The sequence below is a fragment of the Chryseobacterium sp. PvR013 genome (assembly GCF_017833095.1).
GTDB lineage: Bacteria > Bacteroidota > Bacteroidia > Flavobacteriales > Weeksellaceae > Chryseobacterium > Chryseobacterium culicis_A.
Genome location: NZ_JAFIBT010000001.1, coordinates 627681 through 649394, shown reverse-complemented (window position 1 = coordinate 649394; position 21714 = coordinate 627681). Strand labels below are relative to the sequence as shown.

Sequence of the window (21714 nt, the reverse complement as noted above, 5' to 3'; positions counted from 1 at the left end):
TTTATATTTGTGTTCTATTGTTTACTTTATTGTTTCCTCCTGCAATTACCATTAGAAAAGCGCCTAAAAACTCTACAGCCCAGCCCCATTTCAATTTGACGATTCCTGCAAAAGTTTCCTGCCATGATTTGAATGGTAAAAAGCTAAAATATTGCAGTGACTGCATTTTCACAGCAACTAAGGTAAATCCGAATAAAAGAATAAGCAGAATACCAAAAAATCTAACGATTCTGATACTGTTATTTACAATTCCAAAAACGGCACATGCTGAAAAAATCCAGCAGGCAATAGCCAGATAATGATCAAGCTTCCAATAGTTCCAGTTCCCGATGACAGGCACATGTACCAAGGGTAAAAAGCTGCCTACAATGACTAACAGCAAACCTAATAACTGAATATTTTTCATATTTACTAAAGTGCCAAAATACAAAAAAAAACACACTTTTAAATAGTGTGATTTAAAAATAGGAATTCCGCACCCGAACACTTGTTAGCTATAAAAAAGATTCGATATTTTTAATTATTACACAAAGAAAAAAGGAATTTATTATCAAATTAAAAATAAGCATTTGATATTTCTATATCGATCTGAAGTCCAAATTTTTCTTCAGTCAACCTTTATTTTATAAAAGGATATCTGAAAAATAAAAAATTGCATCTTTTTTCAAAAATGCAATTTAATATCTTAAGAATGTTAGTTTTAATTAATGTTTAACTGATGAAACATCTTCCGGGTTGTGTTTATGTTTAAACAAAACAGCAAAGAAAATCGCCAGTATTAATGCATAGATTGCAAAAGAAAGCCATATCTGCTGCCAGTCTTTCACCATCACTATAGAGGAAAGAGTTCCGTCTGAATTAACAGCAGCATTAAAACTCTTCTTTAAAATCTTCAGGAAAGTAGGATTATCAGGTGTTGTTTGCAGATAAGTAGACAGATCTGAAACCGTTGTAAACTTATGGGTAAAGAACTTATCAATAGCCCATCCTGCGGCATAACTTCCGAAAACCGCTCCAAACCCGTTAGTCATCATCATGAATAATCCCTGAGCCGAAGAACGTATCTTTTTATCGGTAGTCGTTTCTACGAAAAGTGACCCTGATATATTAAAGAAATCGAAAGCCATTCCGTATACGATACATGAAAGAATGATTAATGAAAGTCCGAATCCGTCCGGCACACCATACGCAAAGAACCCAAATCTTAAAACCCAAGCCAGCATTGATATCAACATTACTTTTTTAATTCCAAATTTCTTCAGGAAGAAAGGAATTGCCAAAATAAACAGGGTTTCTGAAACTTGAGAAATTGACATAATGATGGTAGATCTCTTTACTACAAATGAGTCTGCATATTTAGGAAAATGAGCAAATTCACTTAGAAATACGTCACCATATGCATTTGTAAGCTGAAGTGCAGCTCCCAAAAGCATTGAGAATAGAAAGAATAATGCCATTTTATAGTTTCCGAACAGTTTGAATGCATTCAAGCCTAATTGCTCAGATAATGGTGAATTTTTGTCTATCAGTTTTTGTGGTGGACATTTTGGAAGTGTAAGGGCATAAATCCCTAAGAAAATTGCTACAACACCTCCGATATAAAACTGTCCTTCTGTTTCTTTGTTTCCACTAAGATTTGTAATCCACATGGCAACAATAAAACCAATAGTTCCCCATACACGAATCGGTGGAAAGTCTTTCACCACATCCAGATTATTATTTTTCAGGATTGTATAAGAAATTGAATTAGCAAGTGCAATAGTAGGCATGTAGAAACACATGGCCACAAGCATTACTGAAAAGAAGGAATTTGGATCTGCAGAATGAGGTAATATGAAAAGAATGACCCCATAAAGAATGTGTAATACTGAAAATATACGTTCCGCATTTACCCAGCGGTCGGCAATAATTCCAGTAATGGTTGGCATAAAGATAGAAGCAATTCCCATTGTTCCGAACACAGCTCCAAACTGAGTTCCTTCCCAATGTTTTGTGCCAAACCAGAAGTTTGCCATCGTAATCAGCCATGCACCCCAAACAAAAAACTGGAGAAAACTGAGGATGGTCAGTCGTAATTTTAAATTCATAGTTTATATAAAAAGTATCTCTTTAATCAATTTTCTTTTTCCTCCTCTTGATTTCTTCCTGGATTTCAAGAGCGGTATCATAGTCTTCTTCTTTAACAGCTTCATCTAATAATTTCTGAAGCTCTTCCATAGAAAGAGATTTCAAGTTATCCTCTGTCTGTACAGTTTCTGAGAACGATTGATCTTCTTTGGCAACATCTTCCAGTTCCAATAAAATCCCGGCTTCATTCAAAACCTGTTGGGTTGTAAATATAGGCGCGTCAAATCTTACGGCCATTGCAACAGCATCGGAAGTTCTGGCATCAAGGATCAGTTCTTCTTCCGTTACTTTATTTTTAAAGTTGATATTTGAAAAGAAAACTCCGTCTACAATCTGATAGATAATGACAGAAATTAGCTCATAATTGGCAGAAACTATAAACTTAGTAAATAAATCATGAGTAAGAGGACGCGGTGGATGAATATCTTTTTCCAGCCCAAGAGAGATAGACTGGGCTTCGAAATTTCCTATAACAACAGGTAATTTTATGTGTGTTTCTTCATGCTCCAGTAACAATGCGTACGCCCCTGATTGAGTCTGGCTGTACGATATTCCGCGAATAATTAGCTGTTTATAATCCATAGCTACAAATATAGATTAATTTTTTATTGTGTTTTCACTTTTTTACGCAAAAATAAAAGCCCGGAAAGCCGAGCTTTTATCTGTATTGTTGATGATTGTCAAACGTCAATAGTGAATTTTGCTTCGCAAGTGAATTATTTACTTAAAAATTGACAAGCAAAGCGAATTGACTATTCACAATTCCCATTCTTATCCTTTTATTGCTTTAATTTTCTCTGTTAATGCAGGAATAATCTGGAAAGCATCTCCTACTACTCCGTAATCAGCAGACTTGAAGAATGGTGCTTCAGGATCACTGTTGATAACAACAATCGTTTTTGAAGAGTTTACTCCAGCAAGGTGCTGAATTGCTCCTGAAATCCCTACAGCAATGTAAAGGTTGGGTGCAATTGCTTTACCCGTTTGCCCTACGTGCTCTGTGTGAGGTCTCCATCCGATGTCAGAAACCGGTTTAGAACATGCTGTAGCCGCTCCTAAAACGTTTGCTAAATCTTCGATCATTCCCCAGTTTTCAGGACCTTTCATCCCTCTACCAGCAGAAACAACAACTTCAGCTTCTTTAAGGTCTAGTTTACCTGAACTTTGCTCGTGAGAAATCACTTTAGTATCTTCATTTGCAACCGATAAATTTTTCACTTCTTCTGAACCTGATACTGTATTTTCTTTAACACCAAAAGCGTTTTGAGAAACCGTAACAATTACTCCGTTTCCTTCAGCTTTTGCATGCATGAAACCTTTTCCTGAGAATGCTCTTCTCTTTACCTGGAAAGGAGAAAGGCTTTCAGGCGTCTCCAATGCGTTTGTAATTAAAGAGTAATTCTTCATTACAGCAAGCATAGGAGCAATTGAAGAGGCATCAGTAGTGTGAGGGAAAACAATAGTATTTCCGTCTGCTACTTCATTTACAGCCTGAGCAAATGCTTTTGCAGAGAAGTTTTTAAGACCTTCGTCTTTGATATTGATAACATTTGATGCTCCATATTTGTATAATAAATCTGAAGAATCTGTTGGGTTTACAGAGATTGCCGTAACGGTATCTCCCGCTTTATCAGCGATAGCTTTAGCGTAAGAAACTGCTTCAAAAGCTGCTTTTTTGTAAACTCCGTTTATATTTTCTGCGTATACGAATACTGCCATTGTTTTAAATTTAAAAATTAAAAGATTGAAAAATTTAAAGATTAGATTACTTTAGCTTCTTCGTGAAGTAATCTTACCAATTCATCCAGGTTGTCAGGAGAAACCATTTTCACAGCAGCTCTTGGAGGAACGCTGTCATAAGATACTCCCTGAACTTTTACTTCTGAAGAAGAAGGCTCTACTACCTGCAGAGGTTTTGTTCTTGCAGACATAATTCCTCTCATATTCGGGATGATAAGGTCTTTTTCATCTACTAATCCTTTCTGACCTGCAATAACTGCCGGTAATTTCACAGAAATAGTTTCTTTACCTCCTTCAATTTCTCTTACTGCAGTAGCTTCGCTTCCGCTTACGTCTAATCCTACTGAAGCGTTTACGAAAGGCTGGTTCAATAACTGAGCCACCATTCCCGGAACTGAACCTCCGTTATAGTCAATAGATTCTTTTCCACAAAGGATAAGATCATATGCTCCGTTTTGCGCTACTCCTGCAATTTCTTTTGCTGTAGCATAGCTATCTTTCGGATCAAGATTTACTCTTACTGCATCGTTAGCACCAATAGCTAAAGCTTTTCTGATTACAGGCTCTGTAGCAGCATCACCTACGTTGATTACTGTAACTGTTGCTCCCTGAGATTCCTGAAGTTTAACCGCTTTTGTCAACGCAAATTCGTCTAGAGGGTTGATTACCCACTGAATTCCGTTCTTGTCGAAAGCAGATTTATCTGCTGTAAAGTTAATTTTGGAAGTAGTATCCGGAACACTACTAATACAAACTAATATTTTCATGTGTACTATTTTATTTTTTCCCTTTTAATGCATAAAATCATGACAGTTTATGCAGAGATTTTGTTTGAATTAATTTTTGCTAATATAAATAAAAAATATATTATGCATGCATAATACTTATTAAATTATTATTCAATACATTAGATGTAGTTACTTAGCTGGTTTCGTTGCCCTAAACTCTATTTTACTTGGTAAAACTCTTGGATTCATCTTTAAAATATCCAATATAAGATTCCCCATATCTTCCGGCTGAATCTTCCAGCTGTCTTTTTCGGATGGAATATTTCCATTAAAATGAGTGGCCACCGATCCAGGCATAATCACCGTAGATTTAATATTGTATTTTCTTAAATCAATCATGGCAGCCTGAGTGAAACCTACTACTCCAAATTTGGAAGCGTTGTAACCTGTTCCGTTTTCAAAGAAATTAGCTCCTGCCAGGCTGGAAATTGTAATATAGTAACCTTCCGTCTTTTTCAGTTCTTCTACGGAGGCTTTTAACGTATAAAAAACACCTGTCAGATTTGTTTCTATCATATCATTCCATTCTTCAGCAGTAAGTTCATCTACAGGCTTAAAAATCCCTAATCCTGCATTCGCAATGATATAATCTAATCTTCCGAACTTTTCAACGGTATATTTTATCGCTTCCTGCTCGCTTTCCAGGTTTCTTACATCGGAAACAATTCCCAATACGTTTTCTGAATATTGTTTAAGCTCTGCTTCTGCCTTCATGACATCGTCTTTTTTTCTTCCAGAAAATGCTACAGAAATCCCATTCTCTAGTAAAATTTTCGCAATTCCGAAACCTATTCCTTTGGTTCCTCCTGTTATATAAGCGGTTTTATGATCTGACATATGATTGAAATTTTAATGCTCTAAAATAACAAAAACGCTCCAATTGGAGCGTTTTGCTAATCCTAAGATTTATCAGGATTTATTTTTTAATGAACTTCTCTGTAAAGTTTCTTCCTTCTGTTTCCACATTCAGTAAATAAGCTCCGGAAGATAGGTTTCTTACATTTACCTGATCTCCGTTCAGGGTTACATCTACTCTTTTTCCTGACATATCATATACTTCAACGTGCTTGATTTTGTTAGGCGTTGTGATTTTTATCACTTCGGTAGCCGGGTTTGGATAAATAGATAGTTTCACATCATTCTTTACCGCATCTTTTGTAGATAATGCCGCTTCATTATTGATTTTGATATTATCGATATAGGCAGAGCCTCCATAATTATCGTGTACAAAATCCATCCTGTTAATATTATTGTTACTGAACGGCTGTCCGGTGTAGATCAGAGCATCATTCAGGAAATACTGAATTCCTGTAGCCGTAGAAACTATTTTTACTCTGTACCACGTATTGGCATTCCAGGTTTGATTGGTATTTACTAAATTATTTGAACCGGCTGTTGCAAGTAAAATTGTACCATCATAAGAAAAATCAATATAAGTAACGATTCCTCCAGCTCCTGTTGTACTCACTGTTCTAAAAACAAAATCTGAGCTTGATGAACTTTTTTGCGTAAGTCTTACATCGAATGACTGTGTGAAGCTATTATATGTTAGCGGTGTTGCAAAAGTATAAAACCCACCCATAACAGGGCTTTGCTGCGGCCCATAAGGCACATCTGGTGTTATTTTAAGACTGTTTGAACCTTGAGTTGCCATTTCAGCTGAAACCAATTGAGTGGTCAAATATACTGGCGGCGTAGCCCCATTACTTGTAGAAATCCAACCCTGCTGGCCATTAATATTTCCTGTTGTAAATCCTTCACTGGCTTCAAAAGAAATAGTCTGCTGGGCAAAAGATGTTATGGAAATCAACGAAATTGCGAAAATGTAAAGTTTCTTCATGATATTTTTTAGTTTTGAGCAAATATATAATTTTTAAATCTAAAAAGCAAAATGAGTGAATATTTTACACATATTAACCAAGTAACATAATATATTTTAACCAAATTAAATAAAGATATTAAATCTAAAGAAAAGCAGTATTCCCAAAAATTCATCCTTACCTACAGCAGCAGACTAAAAAAAACACAAGTTTTACAATGAATAAAATAATTTATCTGATGATCACTTTTTCAGTAAAATTTCTAGCTTCCGTTTTTATATTGACCATATATACTCCTTCGGACAAACCTTTTACCTCTATTTTATTATTGTTTACTTCCGTCTTTATGAGCTTTCCTGTCTCATCATAGAGCTGTATACTTTTCACTTTGGCAGCAGAATTGACAGTAAGGAAATCAGTAGCAGGATTAGGATAAAGCGATATTTCTTTAGAAGTTGCTTTGGAGTCTTTAACACTCATTACCCATAATTCGCTGTTAATTTTAATATTATCGATGTAAGCTGATCCCAATGAATTATTATGTACGAAACGAAGCTGATTTATATTCAGAGAGCTTGTAGCTGTTCCTGTATAGATCAGCACGTTATTGAGGTAATGTCTGATCTCTGTGGCGCTTCCTACTACTTTTAACCGATACCAGGTATTGGGCAGCCAGGTGGAAGGTGTAGAAATAAGTTCCTGTATACCAGAGGCTAAATTAAGAATCTTCACTAATCCGGTTTTTTCAAAATCCAGTCTCACAACAAACTGATCATCAATATTGTTTATTGCCTGAAAACCAAAATCAGATCCGTTGAGCTGTGATATATTGATGTCGAATGATACAGAGAAATTAGTGTTGGCGAGCGGTGCTGACAGGTTATAAAATCCTCCGATAACAGGGTCAGTCTGGGTTCCGTAAGTATTTTCTTTTACAATTTTCAGGGCACTGCTTCCATCACTGGCTTTATCTGTACTGATCATCTGATGGGTTACATTTTCAGGAAATCCACCTGTAGGCGTACTGATCCACCCCGCTTGTCCATTGATATCTCCAACATTGAATCCTTCGGTGGATTCAAAGGAGATGGCTTGCTGGGCAAAAACACACATTGATAATAGTAAAAATGCAATTGAGTAGTATTTTTTCATAGTAAATCAAGTTTTGTATTAAAAATATAAACTTTCCATGAATGGTGAAATAATTTATTGCAAATAAAAAATAACACTTTTATTTTCAGTGAATTTAATTTTAAAATTGTTTAAAAAGCCCTCTGAAAAATGACAATGGTACGATATAAAACAAAAAAATAAGGTATCTCTTTTGCAGAAATACCTTATTGTCTATTATTTTCGTTGAATTATTTTGAATAATTTTCAAAAAACAACGGGATACTCTCAATTCCTTTATAGAAATTGAACAATCCGTAATGCTCGTTTGGAGAGTGGATTGCATCAGAATCCAACCCGAAGCCCATTAATACAGATTTAGCTCCTAAAACCTGCTCAAACATCGCTGTAATAGGAATACTTCCTCCTCCTCTGTATGGAAGAACTTCTTTTCCGAATGCTGATTCCATTGCCTGTTTTGCGGCAGCAAATTCTTTTGTATCTGTTGGTAAAACATAAGGCATACCTCCGTGGTGAGGGGTAACTTTAATTTTTACTGTATCCGGAGCGATCTTTTCGAAATATTTCGTGAATTTTTCTGTGATCTCCTGAGGAGTCTGGTAAGGAACCAGACGCATTGAAATTTTAGCAAAAGCTTTTGAAGGAATTACCGTTTTAGCCCCTTCTCCTGTATAGCCACCCCAGATTCCGTTGCAGTCTAATGTAGGACGAATAGAGGTTCTTTCTAAAGTTGTATATCCTTTTTCACCTTCGATATTGCTTAATCCGATTGATTTTTTGAATTCTTCAGGATTGTCTTTCAATTTGTTCATGTCTGCTCTGTCTGCATCAGAAACGGTTTCTACATTATCATAGAATCCGTCAATGGTAATATGACCGTTTTCGTCAATCAGATTTGCGATCATTCTTGAAAGAACGTGAATAGGGTTCGGCACAGCTCCACCATAAAGTCCTGAATGCAAGTCTCTGTTTGGACCTTCCACCTCTACTTCTACATAGCTTAAACCTCTTAATCCTGTTGTAACAGTAGGTTGTTCGTTACTGTAGATATGAGTATCGGAAATTAAGATACAATCACAAGCTAATTTCTCTTTATTTTCATTTACCCAGTCTCCTAAGCTTACAGATCCTACTTCTTCTTCTCCTTCTAAGATAAATTTAACATTGCAAGGAAGAGCATTGGTTTTCATCATAGCCTCAAAAGCCTTCAGGTGCATGAAAAACTGTCCTTTATCATCAGCAGACCCTCTTGCGAAGATTGCTCCTTCAGGATGAAGTTCCGTTTTCTCAATATAAGGCTCAAAAGGCGGCTTTGTCCATAATTCCAACGGATCAGCCGGCTGAACATCATAGTGTCCATATACCAATACTGTAGGTAAGTTTTTATCTAAAATTTTCTCCCCGAAAACAATTGGATATCCTTTGGTCTGGCAAACTTCAACATTATCAGCGCCTGCATTTTTAAGGTGTGCTGCCACTACATCTGCACATTTCAAAACGTCTTCTTTATACGCGGGATCTGCAGAAATAGAAGGAATTCTCAATAACTCAAATAATTCATCCACGAAACGCTGCTTGTTTTCGTTAATGTAATTTAATGTCTCTTGCATTGTAAAAATTTATTTTGTTAAAATTAAAAAAAATGCCTGGCAGGGGCAAACAAAAAGAAAGGATTTTCCCAATGTTATGCTAATGAGCTCTATAGCGATCTTTTTTAATAAAAAATGCCCTGCAGAAACAGGGCACTTATATATTTTGTACTTCTAATTAGTGTTCAGCTTTTGGAGCCTTTTCAGTTTCAGCAGGTTTTGCCGCCGCAGTACTGTCTGTTTTTGGAGCAGCAGCTTCTGATTTTGCGTGAGCTTCTTCCTTGTGCTCTGTAGCAGCAGCTTCATGTCCGTGAGCTTCTCCCTGAGAATCATCAGAATATCTTTCTACTCCTTCTTCAAGTTTCAAAGTACCTTTGTTTCCTCCTTGCGGAACTTTCTTACAGCTTACCGCAACCGTTGCAATCGCTAAACATATAACTAATTTTTTCATATGTAAAATTATTTTTTTTAAAAGGTAATATGAAGCCGCCCTATTTTTAGTCTATTCCGATCATCCAAACAGTAAGCGATTTCATGCTTAAATTTTTGATTGCCCAAAAGTAAGAAATCCTGCTTTTTTCGGCAACATTTTTATACTGATTTTAATATTATTTTCCCTTTTTTGGATTGGGTAAAAATAAGATACTGGTCGCCTCCGTCTTTTAAACCATATTTCTTTTTGATTTCTTCAGGTTTTAGAGGGTAATTTTTTGAAATGATATTGTACTGTTCTTTTTTCTTAATATTTTTAGAGTCAACGAGTTCCACTTCCAGAATTCTCCCGGGAAAGTCTCCTTTCTTTTCATTGGAGGTATAAAAATGACTGTTAGGGTGAAGCTTTTTTAAACCGAATTTCTGTGAAATCAAATTAAAAACTCCTGCTTTCAAAATAGAGTTATTGGGAATGTAAATGTATTTTTCAGGCTCAGAATATTCAGACTCGGCATTTTCTTCTTCCCCAAATCTGAAAGTAAAGGCAGATTCGATACTCTCAAGGTTCACACAGTGGCAAATAATCTTCTCTGTATTTTCGTTGGAAAGAAATACTACAACTTCTTTAACATCATTTTTCAGGGCAATAATATCAATCCTTGAAATCCCATCTAATACTGAAACCAGATATTTAAGATCAATAAGCGGAGATAGCTTAATCACTACCTGATCGGAAATAGACCTTAACTTCGTCTGAATCTCAAGAATGTCCGGAGACAAATCTTCTAACAGAAATACTTTATTTTTTTGCTGGTCTCTTCTTGCCGGATCCAGATAGATAACATCAAAATGTTCCTTATTTTCCTCCAGAAAATCTTCGAGTTTTTTATTAATAAATCTTGCCTGGCGACCCAAAGTATTCCAATTATGGGTGACAATCTCCAGGAGCTCTGTATTTTGCTCTATTAATGTAACATCGTTAAAGTTTTGAGATAGATAATAGGCATCAATACCGAAACCGCTTGTCAGGTCAATGAATGTATTACCTTTTAAAATTCCGGATTTATAAAGGGCTGTTTTTTCAGATGACGACTGCTCCAGATTAAGCTGTGGCGGAAAAAGAATACCTTCTTTTAAGAGAAATGGAAATTTTCTTTCTGCAACCTGTTTTCCTTTGATCTGCTGTACAATTTCATGCATGGAAACCTCCGGAAATGGAGATTTTTTCAACAGTAAGCTGTGTAAATCTGAATTCAGATTTGCATTGATGTAGTTTTGGATTTCTTTATTTGATAGTTTATTTCCCAAAGATTTTTCCAGATTGTAAATAATTATCTCTCATAAAAATATAATCCGTCAATACCGGAGTTATTCCATTCTGCTTAAGCAAAGAATTGATTTGTCCTCTGTGATAGGTAGAGTGATTGACTGCATGAAAAAGCATTTCAAAAATGCTGTTTTCAAATTTTGTTACTCTTGAATTCTGATATTCTACTCTTTTGTCCAGATCAAAATTTCTTATAATATCAATGCTTTTAAGAAAACTTCCATGGTTAATTTCCTCAAGAGATTCAAAAGGATTGATCTGCCAGACTTCAAAAGTCATTTCTCCCAGAATCCGGGCATTCCAGATTTGTTGTGCATTAAGAGTATGATTAATCAGACTGATGGTTTTATCATCAACAAGTTCTCTGTTTTCAGAAATAACTTTAATCATCTCAACATTGAAATGATAGGTGTATTCAAATAAGTCTATCAGTTTTTCTTTCATTACTAAAAACTTATATACTTTTTTCTTTATGCAGCGTCATTACATTGGGGGATGTAGGATCTATATCTTCCGGATTTTCATTCTCAAAATCAAAGAATAGCAGAAATTCATTTTCATTAATAAACCTAATAAGTCCACTTAAAAATTTACTCTCTTCAAGTTTATTGTTAAAATCATTATATGATGCAATTAAACTGAATTTGATAATTTTTTTTGAAAAATCAGTAGTATATTTTACATTCGCAATTTTACCTTTGTTTGGTCCATCAGGAATTACATGATGTCTACCATCAATATCCAACCCGTTAAGTTGTACCTTTACATAGCCATCATCAAAAAATGTAAATGACCCGTAATTACCGGCATCTATTCCGCCCCATTTTCCGTACAGATCTTTCTCTGTTTGTGAAAAAAGTAGTCCGAAAAACGATAAAAAGAAAATTAGTAAGCTTTTTTTCATGGTATAATGGGATGTTTTTATTCAAACATTTCAGCCCAACGAACCGCTTTTATCTCTTTTTCGTTGTACAGATCTGCAATAGACTTTTTAACGTCTAATTTAGGGTATAAATTGACTCCGATAAGCTTTATTTTTCCTTCTTCAATCCATTGCTGCTCTTCAATGGCGTGATCATAAATTTTTTTCTGAACAACTCCTTGTTTCAACAGCTCAAGATAGCCTCCTGCTTCTTCTATTTCAACAAATAAAGCCCATGCTTTTTCAGCAAACTGCCGGGTAATATCTTCAACATAATAACTTCCATTAGAAGCATCTTCAAATACATTGATAATACTTTCATAAGCTAAAACAATCTGTTGCTTGAAAGAGATTTCCTCCGAGTTATCCGTACTTCTGGCTACAAGATAATTATTGGAGAAAACAGCGTCTGCCCCACCGATCATTGCAGAAGCAAGCTCCAGTGTAGAGCGGATCAGGTTGTTTTCATTATCAGAAACGGCTTTATTTCTCAGCGAAGTCTCCGCGAAGATGTAAGGAACTTCATCCAGTCCGTACTCTTTTGAAAACTGATTAAAAATGATTTTAAAAGCTCTCAGTTTGGCCATTTCAAAGAAATAGCTTCCTCCTACTGCTATTCTGAAGATCAGTTTATTTAAAATTTCAGCTCCGTAAGCTTCCACTAATTCCTTAGCTTTTGCAAGGGCAATACCAAGCTGCTGATAGATAGCAGCTCCGGCATTCTGATGCAGAGAAATATCAACACAGATGTTTCTTTTAAAGTCTTTTGACAGTAATTCTTTAACCAGCTGATCATCAATACTTCCTTCTTTTTCATTAAAAACATCAATCAATGAAAAATACTGATCTTCTTCTTTAGGACTGATGTGTCCTGCAAGATCTTTATTATTAACAAAAAGAGTCTTCTGATCAAGGTTTTCTACATTCTGATCCAGAATAAATGCAAATACTTCATCTTCTAAACTTTCATGGTATTTTGCTACCAAATGGGTACTTTCTTCCACTCTGGGCAGGTTTACCAAAGGCTTCCGAACCTCCGTATAAAAAGGCTTTACCTCTACTCCTTCCAGATTCTGTTTTTCTAAAACGGGGTAAATATCCTCTGTTTTAAGCTGTTTTTTCACTAGATTTTCCCAGTTTGAAAGTATATCTGTATTTGACATTAGTTTTAGTTTAAATTGTGAATTGTCAATGGTGAATTTTGTTTCACAAGTGAATAGTACTATCAAACAAGCTGAATTACCTATTCATTATTGACGCTTAGCATGCTCTTATTTCTTAGCAACTTTTGTACTGTCTACTACCAGAATGAAGATCTCTTCATTTGGTTTTTTCATAAAATAATTTTCTCTTGCGTACTTTTCTTTTTCTGATTTGTTGTTCATCAGTTTTTTATAAAAAGCATCATTTTTCTCATATTCTTTTTTATAATAGTCCAGCTGGTCTTCATATTTATGAATCTCACCATTCAGTTCATTAATTACAAGAAATGAGGTTTTATCGAAAAAAATCATCCATACCAAAAACAGACAGATCGTAATGGTATACTTATTCAAAACATATTTCTGGATAAGTTTGAATGTTTCAGATTTCGGCTGAATGTCTTTGATAAGGTTGTTTTCTTCCATTTTTTTAATGTTTTTTCAACGAATTTTTAATAACAGTAGTTAAAAAATCAATCGCTACGGAATTCTGCTTCATGTTGGGAATAATAAGATCCGCATCATTTTTAGAAGGTTCAATGAATTCCTGGTGCATTGGTTTCAATGTGGTCTGATAACGGTGCAATACTTCGCTCAGATCTCTTCCTCTTTCCTGGGTATCTCTTCTGATCCTCCTGATCAGTCTTTCGTCAGAATCTGCATGAACAAATACTTTCAGATCAAATTCTTTCAGTAATTCTTTGTTGGTAAGAACAAGAATTCCTTCTACTACCAATACATTTTTAGGTTCTACAGTGACATGATCTCCTGTTCTGGAATGTGTAACAAAGCTATAAATCGGCTGTTCAATAGACTCATTGTTTTTTAAAGCTTTTACATGTTTTATCAGTAAGTCAAAGTCTATAGATTTCGGATGGTCATAGTTTAGAGCTTCTCTTTCCGTCAATGTAAGACCTTGGTTGTCGTGATAATAATTATCCTGAGAGAGGATATTCATTCCCTCAATATCAAGCTGCTGAAGTATTTTATCAACAACTGTAGTTTTGCCGGATCCTGTACCACCGGCAATTCCTATTACAAGCATTGTTTTTTTGTTTCTTTATAGTTGGTACAAATATACTATTTTAGATAAAATGTGACAATGTAAGAATATTGAGAAATTAAAAGATTAAAGCATTTAAAGATTAAAAGATTTCCCGGAATGCGACTGTTCTTTGTGATCTATTGTTATTCCTCGATTTTCACCTCCGGATTTAATAAAAAAATCCGACAATAATTTGTCGGATTTTATTTTATACGATTTCGCTTGTTAATTCGCGCGAAATTAATTTTTCATGCATAGGCTTCAACACATCCATTGAGCCTGTTTTTACGGTACATTTGCCTTTGTAGTGAACAAGTATTGTACATTGCTCTGCCTGTTCAAGGCTATGTTTACAGATTTCGATCAGGCAGTCTATTACATAATCAAATGTATGAATATCATCATTATGCAGTACCAGTTTATATACATCATCCGTATCATCCAGAACGAGGACTTCTTCCTCATACTGACGTTTTGGATTTTCGTAGTCTTTTATGCTGTTGTAAAAATTCATTCTAACTCTTTTAAACTTCTCCGATTTTATCTGCTAAATGATCAATTGCATTAGGTTCCTGATAAACCAGTTCTACCAATTCTACACTTTTATTATTCATTTTCAGAATTTTAAAGTGATAGTCCTCAAGAACAAACTCCTGGTTTTCTTCAGGGATTTCTTCCAGTTCATAAAGGATAAATCCGGCTAATGAGTTGTACTCACTTTCTTCGGAAAGAGGAAGTTTTTTAGGTAAGAACTCATTGATTTCGTCCAGTGGCTGTGTAGCCTGTACCCAATAGGTATTATCTGCTATTTTATCAACGATTTTCTCTTCATCATCTTCTTCATCCTGAATTTCTCCTACCAGTTCTTCCAGAATATCTTCCAGGGTAATAATTCCTTCTGTTCCTCCAAATTCGTCAATAACGATGGCGATATGTTGTTTTTTCAGCTGGAACGTTTTCAGTAAGTCTGAAACTTTTTTACTTTCTACTACGAAAAAGGCATCACGCATTAGATCTTTAAGGTCTTCATGATCCAGATCTCCTTTTCTCTTCACAAATTCTCTTATAATTTCCTTTGTGTAGAAAATTCCGATTATGTTGTCAATAGAATCAATATAAACAGGAATACGGGAATAACCGCTGTCCATAATTTTATTGATGATATCGTTAACATCTTCTTCAAAGTCTATGGAAGTAATATTTTGTCTTGGAACCATGATCTGCTTGGCAGAGTGATCGGTAAAATCAAATGCATTTTTGATGATCTCATAGTTTTCTTCCTCAATTTCTCCACTATCAGCACTTTGTTTTACCAAAAGCTGAAGTTCTTCCGTAGAGTGAATTTCCTGCTCGGAAGCCGGGTGAATTTTAACCAATCTAAGGAATCCATTTGACATTGAGTTCATCAACCAGATAAACGGTTTGAAAACCGTGTAAAAAACTCTCAACGGAACTGCTGTTGCCATTGTAGTTGCTTCAGATTTTCTGATTGCGATTGATTTTGGAATAAGCTCACCAAATACAATATGCATAATGGTAATCAGGACAAAACTTGTAACCACCGAAATTGTGGTAATGGTTGTCTGAGTCAAATCAATACTCAAAGAGGTGAAAATATTTTCAACAATATGATGCAGGGCACTTTCTCCTACCCAACCAAGGGCAAGGGATGCCAATGTAATACCTAACTGTGTAGCGGAAAGATATTCATCAAGATGTTTGATGATATGTTCTGCCTGTTTAGCCATAGAGTTTCCTTCTGCGGCTTTTAACTGAATTTGTGAGTAACGAACTTTAACAATTGAAAATTCTGCGGCTACGAAAAAGCCATTTAGTAAAACAAGAAATAAGGCCAGCAAAAGCCTGACTATGTCCGAGTCCATTTAGAAGTTGTAAATTTTATTAGCTACAAAGATAGGCAAAATAAAAATAACCTGAATCGGGATAGATTATTTCAATGGAGGATTTTTTCAAAGAAAAAAATGAAGGGATAAGACATGGCTATTTTTGAATAAAAAAAATAACCGAAGGGTATTCTCAAATTTCTAGACAAAAGAGAATTTTGAGCAACTAACAGCGGTTTTACCCTTATGTAAATAAAAAGCACCGATAAATTCGGTGCTTTAATGGTATGTTAAAATAATTCTTTATGAATTTTTCAAAGCTTCTGCTCCAGAAACAATTTCCAGGATTTCGTTGGTAATTGCTGCCTGTCTTGCTTTGTTATAGAAAATCTTAAGATCATTTCTCAAAGCTTCTGCATTATCTGTTGCTTTGTGCATTGCTGTCATTCTCGCTCCGTGCTCAGATGCTACTGAATCAAGGATTGATTTGAAAACCTGCGTTTTGATAGACTTTGGAATCAAGTTATCCAAAATCTCAGCCCTGTTTGGTTCAAAGATATAATCTGTTTCTACCTGTGGCTCTGTATTCTCAGGCATTGAGATGGGAAGAAGTTGTTCTGTTGTTACTTCCTGAGTCGCTGCATTAACGAATTTATTATAAATAACATATACTTCGTCAAATTTACCTTCTCTGAAACTTGTCATTACCCCTTCAGTGATATGAGCAACAGCATCAAAGTTCAGATTATCATAAACAGAGCTTCCATTAGCATATACTGAACGGTTTCTTCTTACAGCATCAAATGCTTTTTTACCTACAGGAAGAACTTCGATCTCATATTGAGACTTGTTCTGGAACTGAAGATTAAGCTCTTTTACAATTGAAGAGTTAAAAGCTCCCGCAAGACCTCTGTTTGAAGTAACAGCGATGAAAAGTATTCTTTTAACCTCTCTTTTCTGAGCATATACAGAAATCTGATCAGGATCTGAACTAGAATTTACATTCTGGATAAGTTCCTGTAATTTTTCAGAATATGGTCTTAGCATTACAATTGCATCCTGTGCTTTTTTAAGTTTCGCAGCGGAAACCATTTTCATAGCACGGGTAATCTGCATCGTAGATGAAATTGACGTAATTCTGCCTCGTATTTCTTTTAAGTTTGCCATTAATTTGGGTTCAAAGTTTAAGGTCTAAAGTTTAAGGCTTAAAACATTATATTTTAAACCTTAAACATTGAATTTTTTAGTTGTATTTAGAAGCTAAATCATTAGCAGCCTGCTTAAGAACACTTGTAATATCGTTATCGATTTTTCCAGCCTTAATAGCAGCCATAGTATCAGGGTGCTTAGATCTTAGGAACTCGATATATTCGTTTTGGAATTCTTTGATTTTTCTGATAGGAACGTTTCTCATTAAGTTTTCTGTTCCAGCATATACGATCGCTACCTGACTGTCTACAGGAAGTGGTGCATTTACCGGCTGCTTAAGGATTTCTACGTTTCTTTCTCCTTTAGAGATCACTGCTAAAGTAGAAGCATCAAGGTCAGAACCGAATTTAGCAAATGCTTCCAGTTCTTTATATTGAGCCTGGTCTAATTTAAGAGTACCAGAAACTTTTTTCATTGATTTGATCTGAGCATTACCTCCTACTCTCGATACAGAGATACCTACGTTGATTGCAGGACGAACCCCTGAGTTGAATAGATCAGACTCCAAGAAGATCTGTCCGTCTGTAATAGAGATTACGTTTGTAGGGATATATGCAGAAACGTCACCCGCCTGAGTTTCAATGATTGGAAGGGCAGTTAATGAACCACCTCCTTTCACGATTGGTCTAAGAGACTCTGGCAAATCGTTCATTTGCTTAGCAATGTTATCATCAGCGATTACTTTTGCTGCTCTTTCCAATAGTCTTGAGTGAAGATAGAAAACGTCTCCAGGGTAAGCTTCACGGCCCGGTGGTCTTCTCAATAGTAGAGAAAGCTCACGGTAAGCAACAGCTTGTTTAGATAAATCATCATAAACGATAAGCGCTGGTCTACCAGTGTCTCTGAAGAACTCACCGATAGAAGCTCCTGCCATTGCAGAATATACCTGCATTGGAACTGGATCTGATGCGTTAGCTGCAACGATTACCGTATAAGCTAAAGCTCCTTTATCAGAAAGTGTTTTAACGATTTGTGCAACGGTAGATGCTTTCTGACCGATTGCAACATATATACAATATACAGGGTTACCTGCATCAAAAAATTCTCTTTGGTTGATGATCGTATCAATCGCAACAGTAGTTTTACCTGTTTGTCTGTCACCAATGATAAGCTCTCTCTGACCTCTTCCTACAGGAATCATCGCATCAATTGCAACGATACCAGATTGTAAAGGCTCGGTTACAGGCTGTCTGAAGATAACTCCAGGAGCTTTTCTTTCCAATGGCATTTCGTATAAATCCCCAGTAATAGGACCTTTACCATCGATAGGGTTACCAAGAGTATCAACTACTCTTCCTAACATTCCTTCTCCTACTTTGATAGAAGAGATTCTGTTTGTTCTTCTTACTGTATCACCTTCTTTTACTAATTTACTTTCACCAAGTAGAGCAACACCCACGTTGTCTTCTTCAAGGTTAAGTACAATACCTTCTACATCACTAGAAAATTTCACCAACTCTCCGTATTGTACGTTTTCTAACCCGTATACACGAGCAATACCATCACCGATGGTTAAAACTGTACCTACTTCCTCAACGTTTGATTGAGTATCGAAGTTGGCCAATTGCTGTTTTAAGATCGCAGATACTTCTGCCGGATTTATTTCTGCCATTGTATGGTTGTTTTTCTTAATTTAATTGGAAATCTTTTTTAACTTGGTTCAATTTTGTCTTCACAGACGCGTCTACCTGCTGGTCACCTACTCTTAGAACATATCCTCCAAGAATTTCAGGCTTCACATTTACTTTCAGATCAAAGTTCGAATCAGCATTTACAAGATTTGTAGATCTTAAAATCTGGTCAAGGTTCTCTTTTGAAAGCGGAGTTGCTGTAGTAAGTGTTACTCTCTGTACACCACTAAGGTCTTCAACTTTGTTGATGAATTCCTGAGCGATATTTTTCAATTGGGTTTCACGTCCGTGTTTAATCACCAATCTGATCAGATTTTGAGAAGAAACAGATAAACCTTTGAAAATTTCGTTTGCTACTTCTATTTTCTTTTTTGAATCGATATAAGGAGTCATGAAAAATTTATTTAAGTCCGCAGACTCTTTCATGATCTTCACTACATCTTTCATTTCAGAAAATACAGTAGCCGTTTGACCTGATTCATTGGTAAAATCAAGTAAACCTTGTGCGTATCTTTTAGCTACCTTAGATGTAAGCATTCTTAGTTAAGGTTTGATTTGTTTAAATAATTTTGAACTAATTCGTTTTGAGCTTCGCTGTTGTCTAATTTTTGTTTCAAAATAGACTCAGCAATGTTTACAGATAAAGTACCGATTTGAGTTTTGATGTCTGCCATAGCAGCATTCTTCTCAGCATTGATAGTCTGTTTAGCAGCTTCGATCATTTTGTCTCCTTCAGCTTTAGCAACATCTTTAGCTTCTCCTACGATTCTGTCTTTAATTTCTCTAGCTTCTTTAAGGATAGCATCTCTTTCGATTTTAGCTTCACGAATGATTCTTTCGTTATCCTCTTTTAAAGTTTCCATTTCTTTTCTTGCTAATTTAGCTTGATTAAGAGCGTCAACAATAGATGTTTCTCTGTCATTGATAGACTTTAAAATAGGTTTCCAAGCGAATTTACCTAACAAAAATAATAATGCTAGAAAAATAACAGACTGGATAATAAATAATCCTGATGAAAACTGATGAATTAATTCCATTATATAAATGTATAAATAATTATTACTTTTTTTAAAGAACCATTACCTGTAACCAACCGTCACAGATAATGGTCTGATTTTAATTAGTTTACCGCGAATAGAGCAGCAAACGCAACACCTTCTACAAGTGCAGCTGCGATAAGCATAGCTGTTTGGATTTTTCCAGATTGCTCAGGTTGTCTAGCGATAGCTTCAAGAGCAGCAGCTCCGATTTTACCAAGACCGATACCTACACCTAGTACTACGATACCAGCACCTACAATTTTAGGGATTTCCATAATATATAATTTTAAAAAATTTGTTTTACTTTAATTTATAATTTCAATTAGTGAGCAGCATGATGTTCGTGCTCGTGCTCTTCTACCGCCATTCCGATAAACAGAGCTGATAACATCGTAAAGATATAAGCCTGTAGGAATGCTACCAATACTTCCAGTAAATAAATTACCAATGTAAGGAACGGGAATGCAACCCCTGCAATAAAATTCTTAAATACATAGATCAATCCGATCAAACTCATTACTACGATGTGACCTGCCGTCATGTTGGCAAAAAGTCGGATCATCAAAGCGAATGGCTTAGTGATTGTTCCTAACAATTCAATAGGAAGCATAATCAACTTCATTGGAACTGGTACTCCCGGCATCCAGAAGATATGTTTCCAGTAATCTTTATTTGCTGAGAACGTTGTAATCAAATAAGTAAGGATAGCAAGGAAGAATGTCATGGTAATATTACCTGTAACATTGATTCCGAAAGGCATTAATCCAAGAACGTTAAGGAAAAGAATAAAGAAGAATACAGTTAATAAATAACCCATAAATCTTTTATACTTATGTCCGATGTTCGGAATAGCAACCTCGTCTCTTACAAAGATGATTAAAGGCTCTAAGAATCTTGCAACACCTGTAGGAACTGCTGATTTCTTATAAGATTTAGCCATTCCAACAAATAATACAAACATAAAGATTGACACTAATAAAATGATCAATACACTTTTTGTAATAGAAAGATCTAAAGGCTTTACATTTGTAGGATGACCATCTTCACCAAGTGTTAAAGTTCCGGCAGCATCAGTCTTATAAATTTTCTCATGGTGCAATACATAAAAAGAACCATCTACTTCAGTAGGCTCTCCGTGCATGAACCCTTCTTTGTTACTCATGAAAGAGTGGAAACCGTTATCATAGATAATAACAGGAAGAGGGAAACCAATGTGATGACCTTCTTTATCAACCATCAATGTGAAATCATGTGCATCCAACAAGTGATGATCGATGAACTCTTTGTTTTCTTTGCTTACTTTGTCTTTCTCTGAAAGCTCTTGAGCAGGAGCTGCCCCAGCAGTAGCCTCACCGTGCTGTGCAGACACTAAGTTTAATACAAAAATACTGTAGAATAAAACTGCGAATTTCTTAAACATTGATAGGTTTTTTTCGTTGTGCAAAAATATGATATTTTTTCTAGTTTCAATAAATTATTTTACTGTTTTTTATCATGATTAATCAGCTTGATCGCATAGTATGTAAGCAGTGCTGTCAGGACAAAATAGGGAATAATAAAATGAAATTTATAGCCAGGAATCACTTCAAAGTTCAGTTTTTTTCTGATTAAGTACATTAAACCGAATTTTAAAAGAATCAAACCAATAACAGACAATCCTAAAAATTCCGGTGCTACTCTATTGATTAAGATGATCAGCGTAATCATCATCATAAACATGACACTCAGAAAAAGGTAAAATTTTATGATCACAATTTCATCCAGGTGAAAAACAAATTTCCAAAGGGAAAAATGTACCAGGAATGTCAGAAAGAATAAAATGACAACAAGAATATTGGGATTGATTTTCATTCTATATTTTAATTGA

The 21714-nt window shown here is 35.4% G+C and carries 25 protein-coding genes; all 25 read right to left on the bottom strand.

The window, feature by feature from the left end; all coding sequences use genetic code 11:
* Nucleotide 1: 1 nt before the first annotated feature.
* The gene (locus tag JOE44_RS03015; RefSeq protein ID WP_209784277.1) at nucleotides 2-406 is read right to left on the bottom strand and encodes a hypothetical protein; all 405 of its coding nucleotides are present in this window, start codon (nucleotides 404-406) and stop codon (nucleotides 2-4) included.
* A 298-nt stretch (nucleotides 407-704) separates the two neighbouring features.
* Nucleotides 705-2087, bottom strand: coding sequence for a nucleoside permease (locus JOE44_RS03010; RefSeq protein WP_209784276.1), 1383 nt, complete (start codon nucleotides 2085-2087; stop codon nucleotides 705-707).
* A gap of 22 nt (nucleotides 2088-2109) precedes the next feature.
* Nucleotides 2110-2709, bottom strand: a complete 600-nt coding sequence (locus tag JOE44_RS03005) for a bifunctional nuclease family protein (protein ID WP_105682152.1) — start codon at nucleotides 2707-2709, stop codon at nucleotides 2110-2112.
* A gap of 189 nt (nucleotides 2710-2898) precedes the next feature.
* Complete coding sequence (locus tag JOE44_RS03000) at nucleotides 2899-3846, bottom strand: electron transfer flavoprotein subunit alpha/FixB family protein (protein WP_209784275.1); 948 nt, start codon at nucleotides 3844-3846, stop codon at nucleotides 2899-2901.
* 41 nt (nucleotides 3847-3887) lie between these two features.
* Nucleotides 3888-4634 carry an electron transfer flavoprotein subunit beta/FixA family protein gene (locus tag JOE44_RS02995; protein ID WP_209784274.1) on the bottom strand — a complete coding sequence of 249 codons (747 nt, stop codon included), beginning with the start codon at nucleotides 4632-4634 and terminating at the stop codon, nucleotides 3888-3890.
* A gap of 150 nt (nucleotides 4635-4784) precedes the next feature.
* Nucleotides 4785-5492 (bottom strand): SDR family oxidoreductase, encoded by a 708-nt coding sequence (locus tag JOE44_RS02990; RefSeq protein WP_209784273.1) that lies wholly within the window; start codon nucleotides 5490-5492, stop codon nucleotides 4785-4787.
* A gap of 79 nt (nucleotides 5493-5571) precedes the next feature.
* A complete protein-coding gene (locus tag JOE44_RS02985; RefSeq protein WP_209784272.1) occupies nucleotides 5572-6495 on the bottom strand; it encodes a T9SS type A sorting domain-containing protein in 924 nt (307 codons plus the stop codon).
* Nucleotides 6496-6706: 211 nt separating this feature from the next.
* Nucleotides 6707-7627, bottom strand: coding sequence for a T9SS type A sorting domain-containing protein (locus JOE44_RS02980; RefSeq protein WP_209784271.1), 921 nt, complete (start codon nucleotides 7625-7627; stop codon nucleotides 6707-6709).
* A 209-nt stretch (nucleotides 7628-7836) separates the two neighbouring features.
* Nucleotides 7837-9216 carry a dipeptidase gene (locus JOE44_RS02975; protein ID WP_209784270.1) on the bottom strand — a complete coding sequence of 460 codons (1380 nt, stop codon included), beginning with the start codon at nucleotides 9214-9216 and terminating at the stop codon, nucleotides 7837-7839.
* 157 nt (nucleotides 9217-9373) lie between these two features.
* The gene (locus JOE44_RS02970) at nucleotides 9374-9646 is read right to left on the bottom strand and encodes a hypothetical protein (RefSeq protein WP_209784269.1); all 273 of its coding nucleotides are present in this window, start codon (nucleotides 9644-9646) and stop codon (nucleotides 9374-9376) included.
* A 140-nt stretch (nucleotides 9647-9786) separates the two neighbouring features.
* Complete coding sequence (locus JOE44_RS02965; protein WP_209784268.1) at nucleotides 9787-10935, bottom strand: class I SAM-dependent methyltransferase; 1149 nt, start codon at nucleotides 10933-10935, stop codon at nucleotides 9787-9789.
* The gene (locus JOE44_RS02960; RefSeq protein WP_209784267.1) at nucleotides 10925-11398 is read right to left on the bottom strand and encodes a DinB family protein; all 474 of its coding nucleotides are present in this window, start codon (nucleotides 11396-11398) and stop codon (nucleotides 10925-10927) included. Before JOE44_RS02960 ends, JOE44_RS02965 begins: the two co-directional genes overlap by 11 nt.
* Nucleotides 11399-11408: 10 nt before the next feature.
* Entirely contained in the window at nucleotides 11409-11858 is a 450-nt protein-coding gene (locus JOE44_RS02955; protein WP_209784266.1) for a hypothetical protein, read from the bottom strand.
* A gap of 17 nt (nucleotides 11859-11875) precedes the next feature.
* Nucleotides 11876-13039: a methylmalonyl-CoA mutase family protein gene (locus JOE44_RS02950; protein ID WP_209784265.1), complete on the bottom strand. Its 1164-nt coding sequence runs from the start codon at nucleotides 13037-13039 to the stop codon at nucleotides 11876-11878.
* A gap of 108 nt (nucleotides 13040-13147) precedes the next feature.
* The gene (locus JOE44_RS02945; RefSeq protein ID WP_034697620.1) at nucleotides 13148-13504 is read right to left on the bottom strand and encodes a septum formation initiator family protein; all 357 of its coding nucleotides are present in this window, start codon (nucleotides 13502-13504) and stop codon (nucleotides 13148-13150) included.
* Nucleotides 13505-13508: 4 nt separating this feature from the next.
* A complete protein-coding gene (gene udk, locus JOE44_RS02940) occupies nucleotides 13509-14123 on the bottom strand; it encodes a uridine kinase (protein ID WP_034697618.1) in 615 nt (204 codons plus the stop codon).
* Between the two features lie 208 nt (nucleotides 14124-14331).
* Complete coding sequence (locus JOE44_RS02935; RefSeq protein WP_105682141.1) at nucleotides 14332-14637, bottom strand: ATP-dependent Clp protease adaptor ClpS; 306 nt, start codon at nucleotides 14635-14637, stop codon at nucleotides 14332-14334.
* Between the two features lie 10 nt (nucleotides 14638-14647).
* On the bottom strand, nucleotides 14648-16006 hold the full coding sequence (locus JOE44_RS02930; RefSeq protein ID WP_209784264.1) for a hemolysin family protein: 1359 nt from the start codon (nucleotides 16004-16006) through the stop codon (nucleotides 14648-14650).
* Nucleotides 16007-16270: 264 nt separating this feature from the next.
* Entirely contained in the window at nucleotides 16271-17134 is an 864-nt protein-coding gene (gene atpG, locus JOE44_RS02925) for an ATP synthase F1 subunit gamma (RefSeq protein WP_105682139.1), read from the bottom strand.
* A gap of 76 nt (nucleotides 17135-17210) precedes the next feature.
* The gene (gene atpA, locus JOE44_RS02920; RefSeq protein WP_209784263.1) at nucleotides 17211-18788 is read right to left on the bottom strand and encodes a F0F1 ATP synthase subunit alpha; all 1578 of its coding nucleotides are present in this window, start codon (nucleotides 18786-18788) and stop codon (nucleotides 17211-17213) included.
* Between the two features lie 16 nt (nucleotides 18789-18804).
* Complete coding sequence (gene atpH, locus JOE44_RS02915; RefSeq protein ID WP_105682137.1) at nucleotides 18805-19344, bottom strand: ATP synthase F1 subunit delta; 540 nt, start codon at nucleotides 19342-19344, stop codon at nucleotides 18805-18807.
* Nucleotides 19345-19346: 2 nt separating this feature from the next.
* Nucleotides 19347-19844, bottom strand: coding sequence for a F0F1 ATP synthase subunit B (locus tag JOE44_RS02910; RefSeq protein ID WP_002979110.1), 498 nt, complete (start codon nucleotides 19842-19844; stop codon nucleotides 19347-19349).
* 83 nt (nucleotides 19845-19927) lie between these two features.
* A complete protein-coding gene (atpE, locus tag JOE44_RS02905) occupies nucleotides 19928-20122 on the bottom strand; it encodes an ATP synthase F0 subunit C (RefSeq protein WP_002979108.1) in 195 nt (64 codons plus the stop codon).
* Between the two features lie 47 nt (nucleotides 20123-20169).
* Nucleotides 20170-21267, bottom strand: a complete 1098-nt coding sequence (atpB, locus tag JOE44_RS02900) for a F0F1 ATP synthase subunit A (protein WP_105682136.1) — start codon at nucleotides 21265-21267, stop codon at nucleotides 20170-20172.
* A gap of 59 nt (nucleotides 21268-21326) precedes the next feature.
* Nucleotides 21327-21698, bottom strand: coding sequence for a hypothetical protein (locus JOE44_RS02895; protein WP_047374405.1), 372 nt, complete (start codon nucleotides 21696-21698; stop codon nucleotides 21327-21329).
* Nucleotides 21699-21714 lie beyond the last annotated feature (16 nt).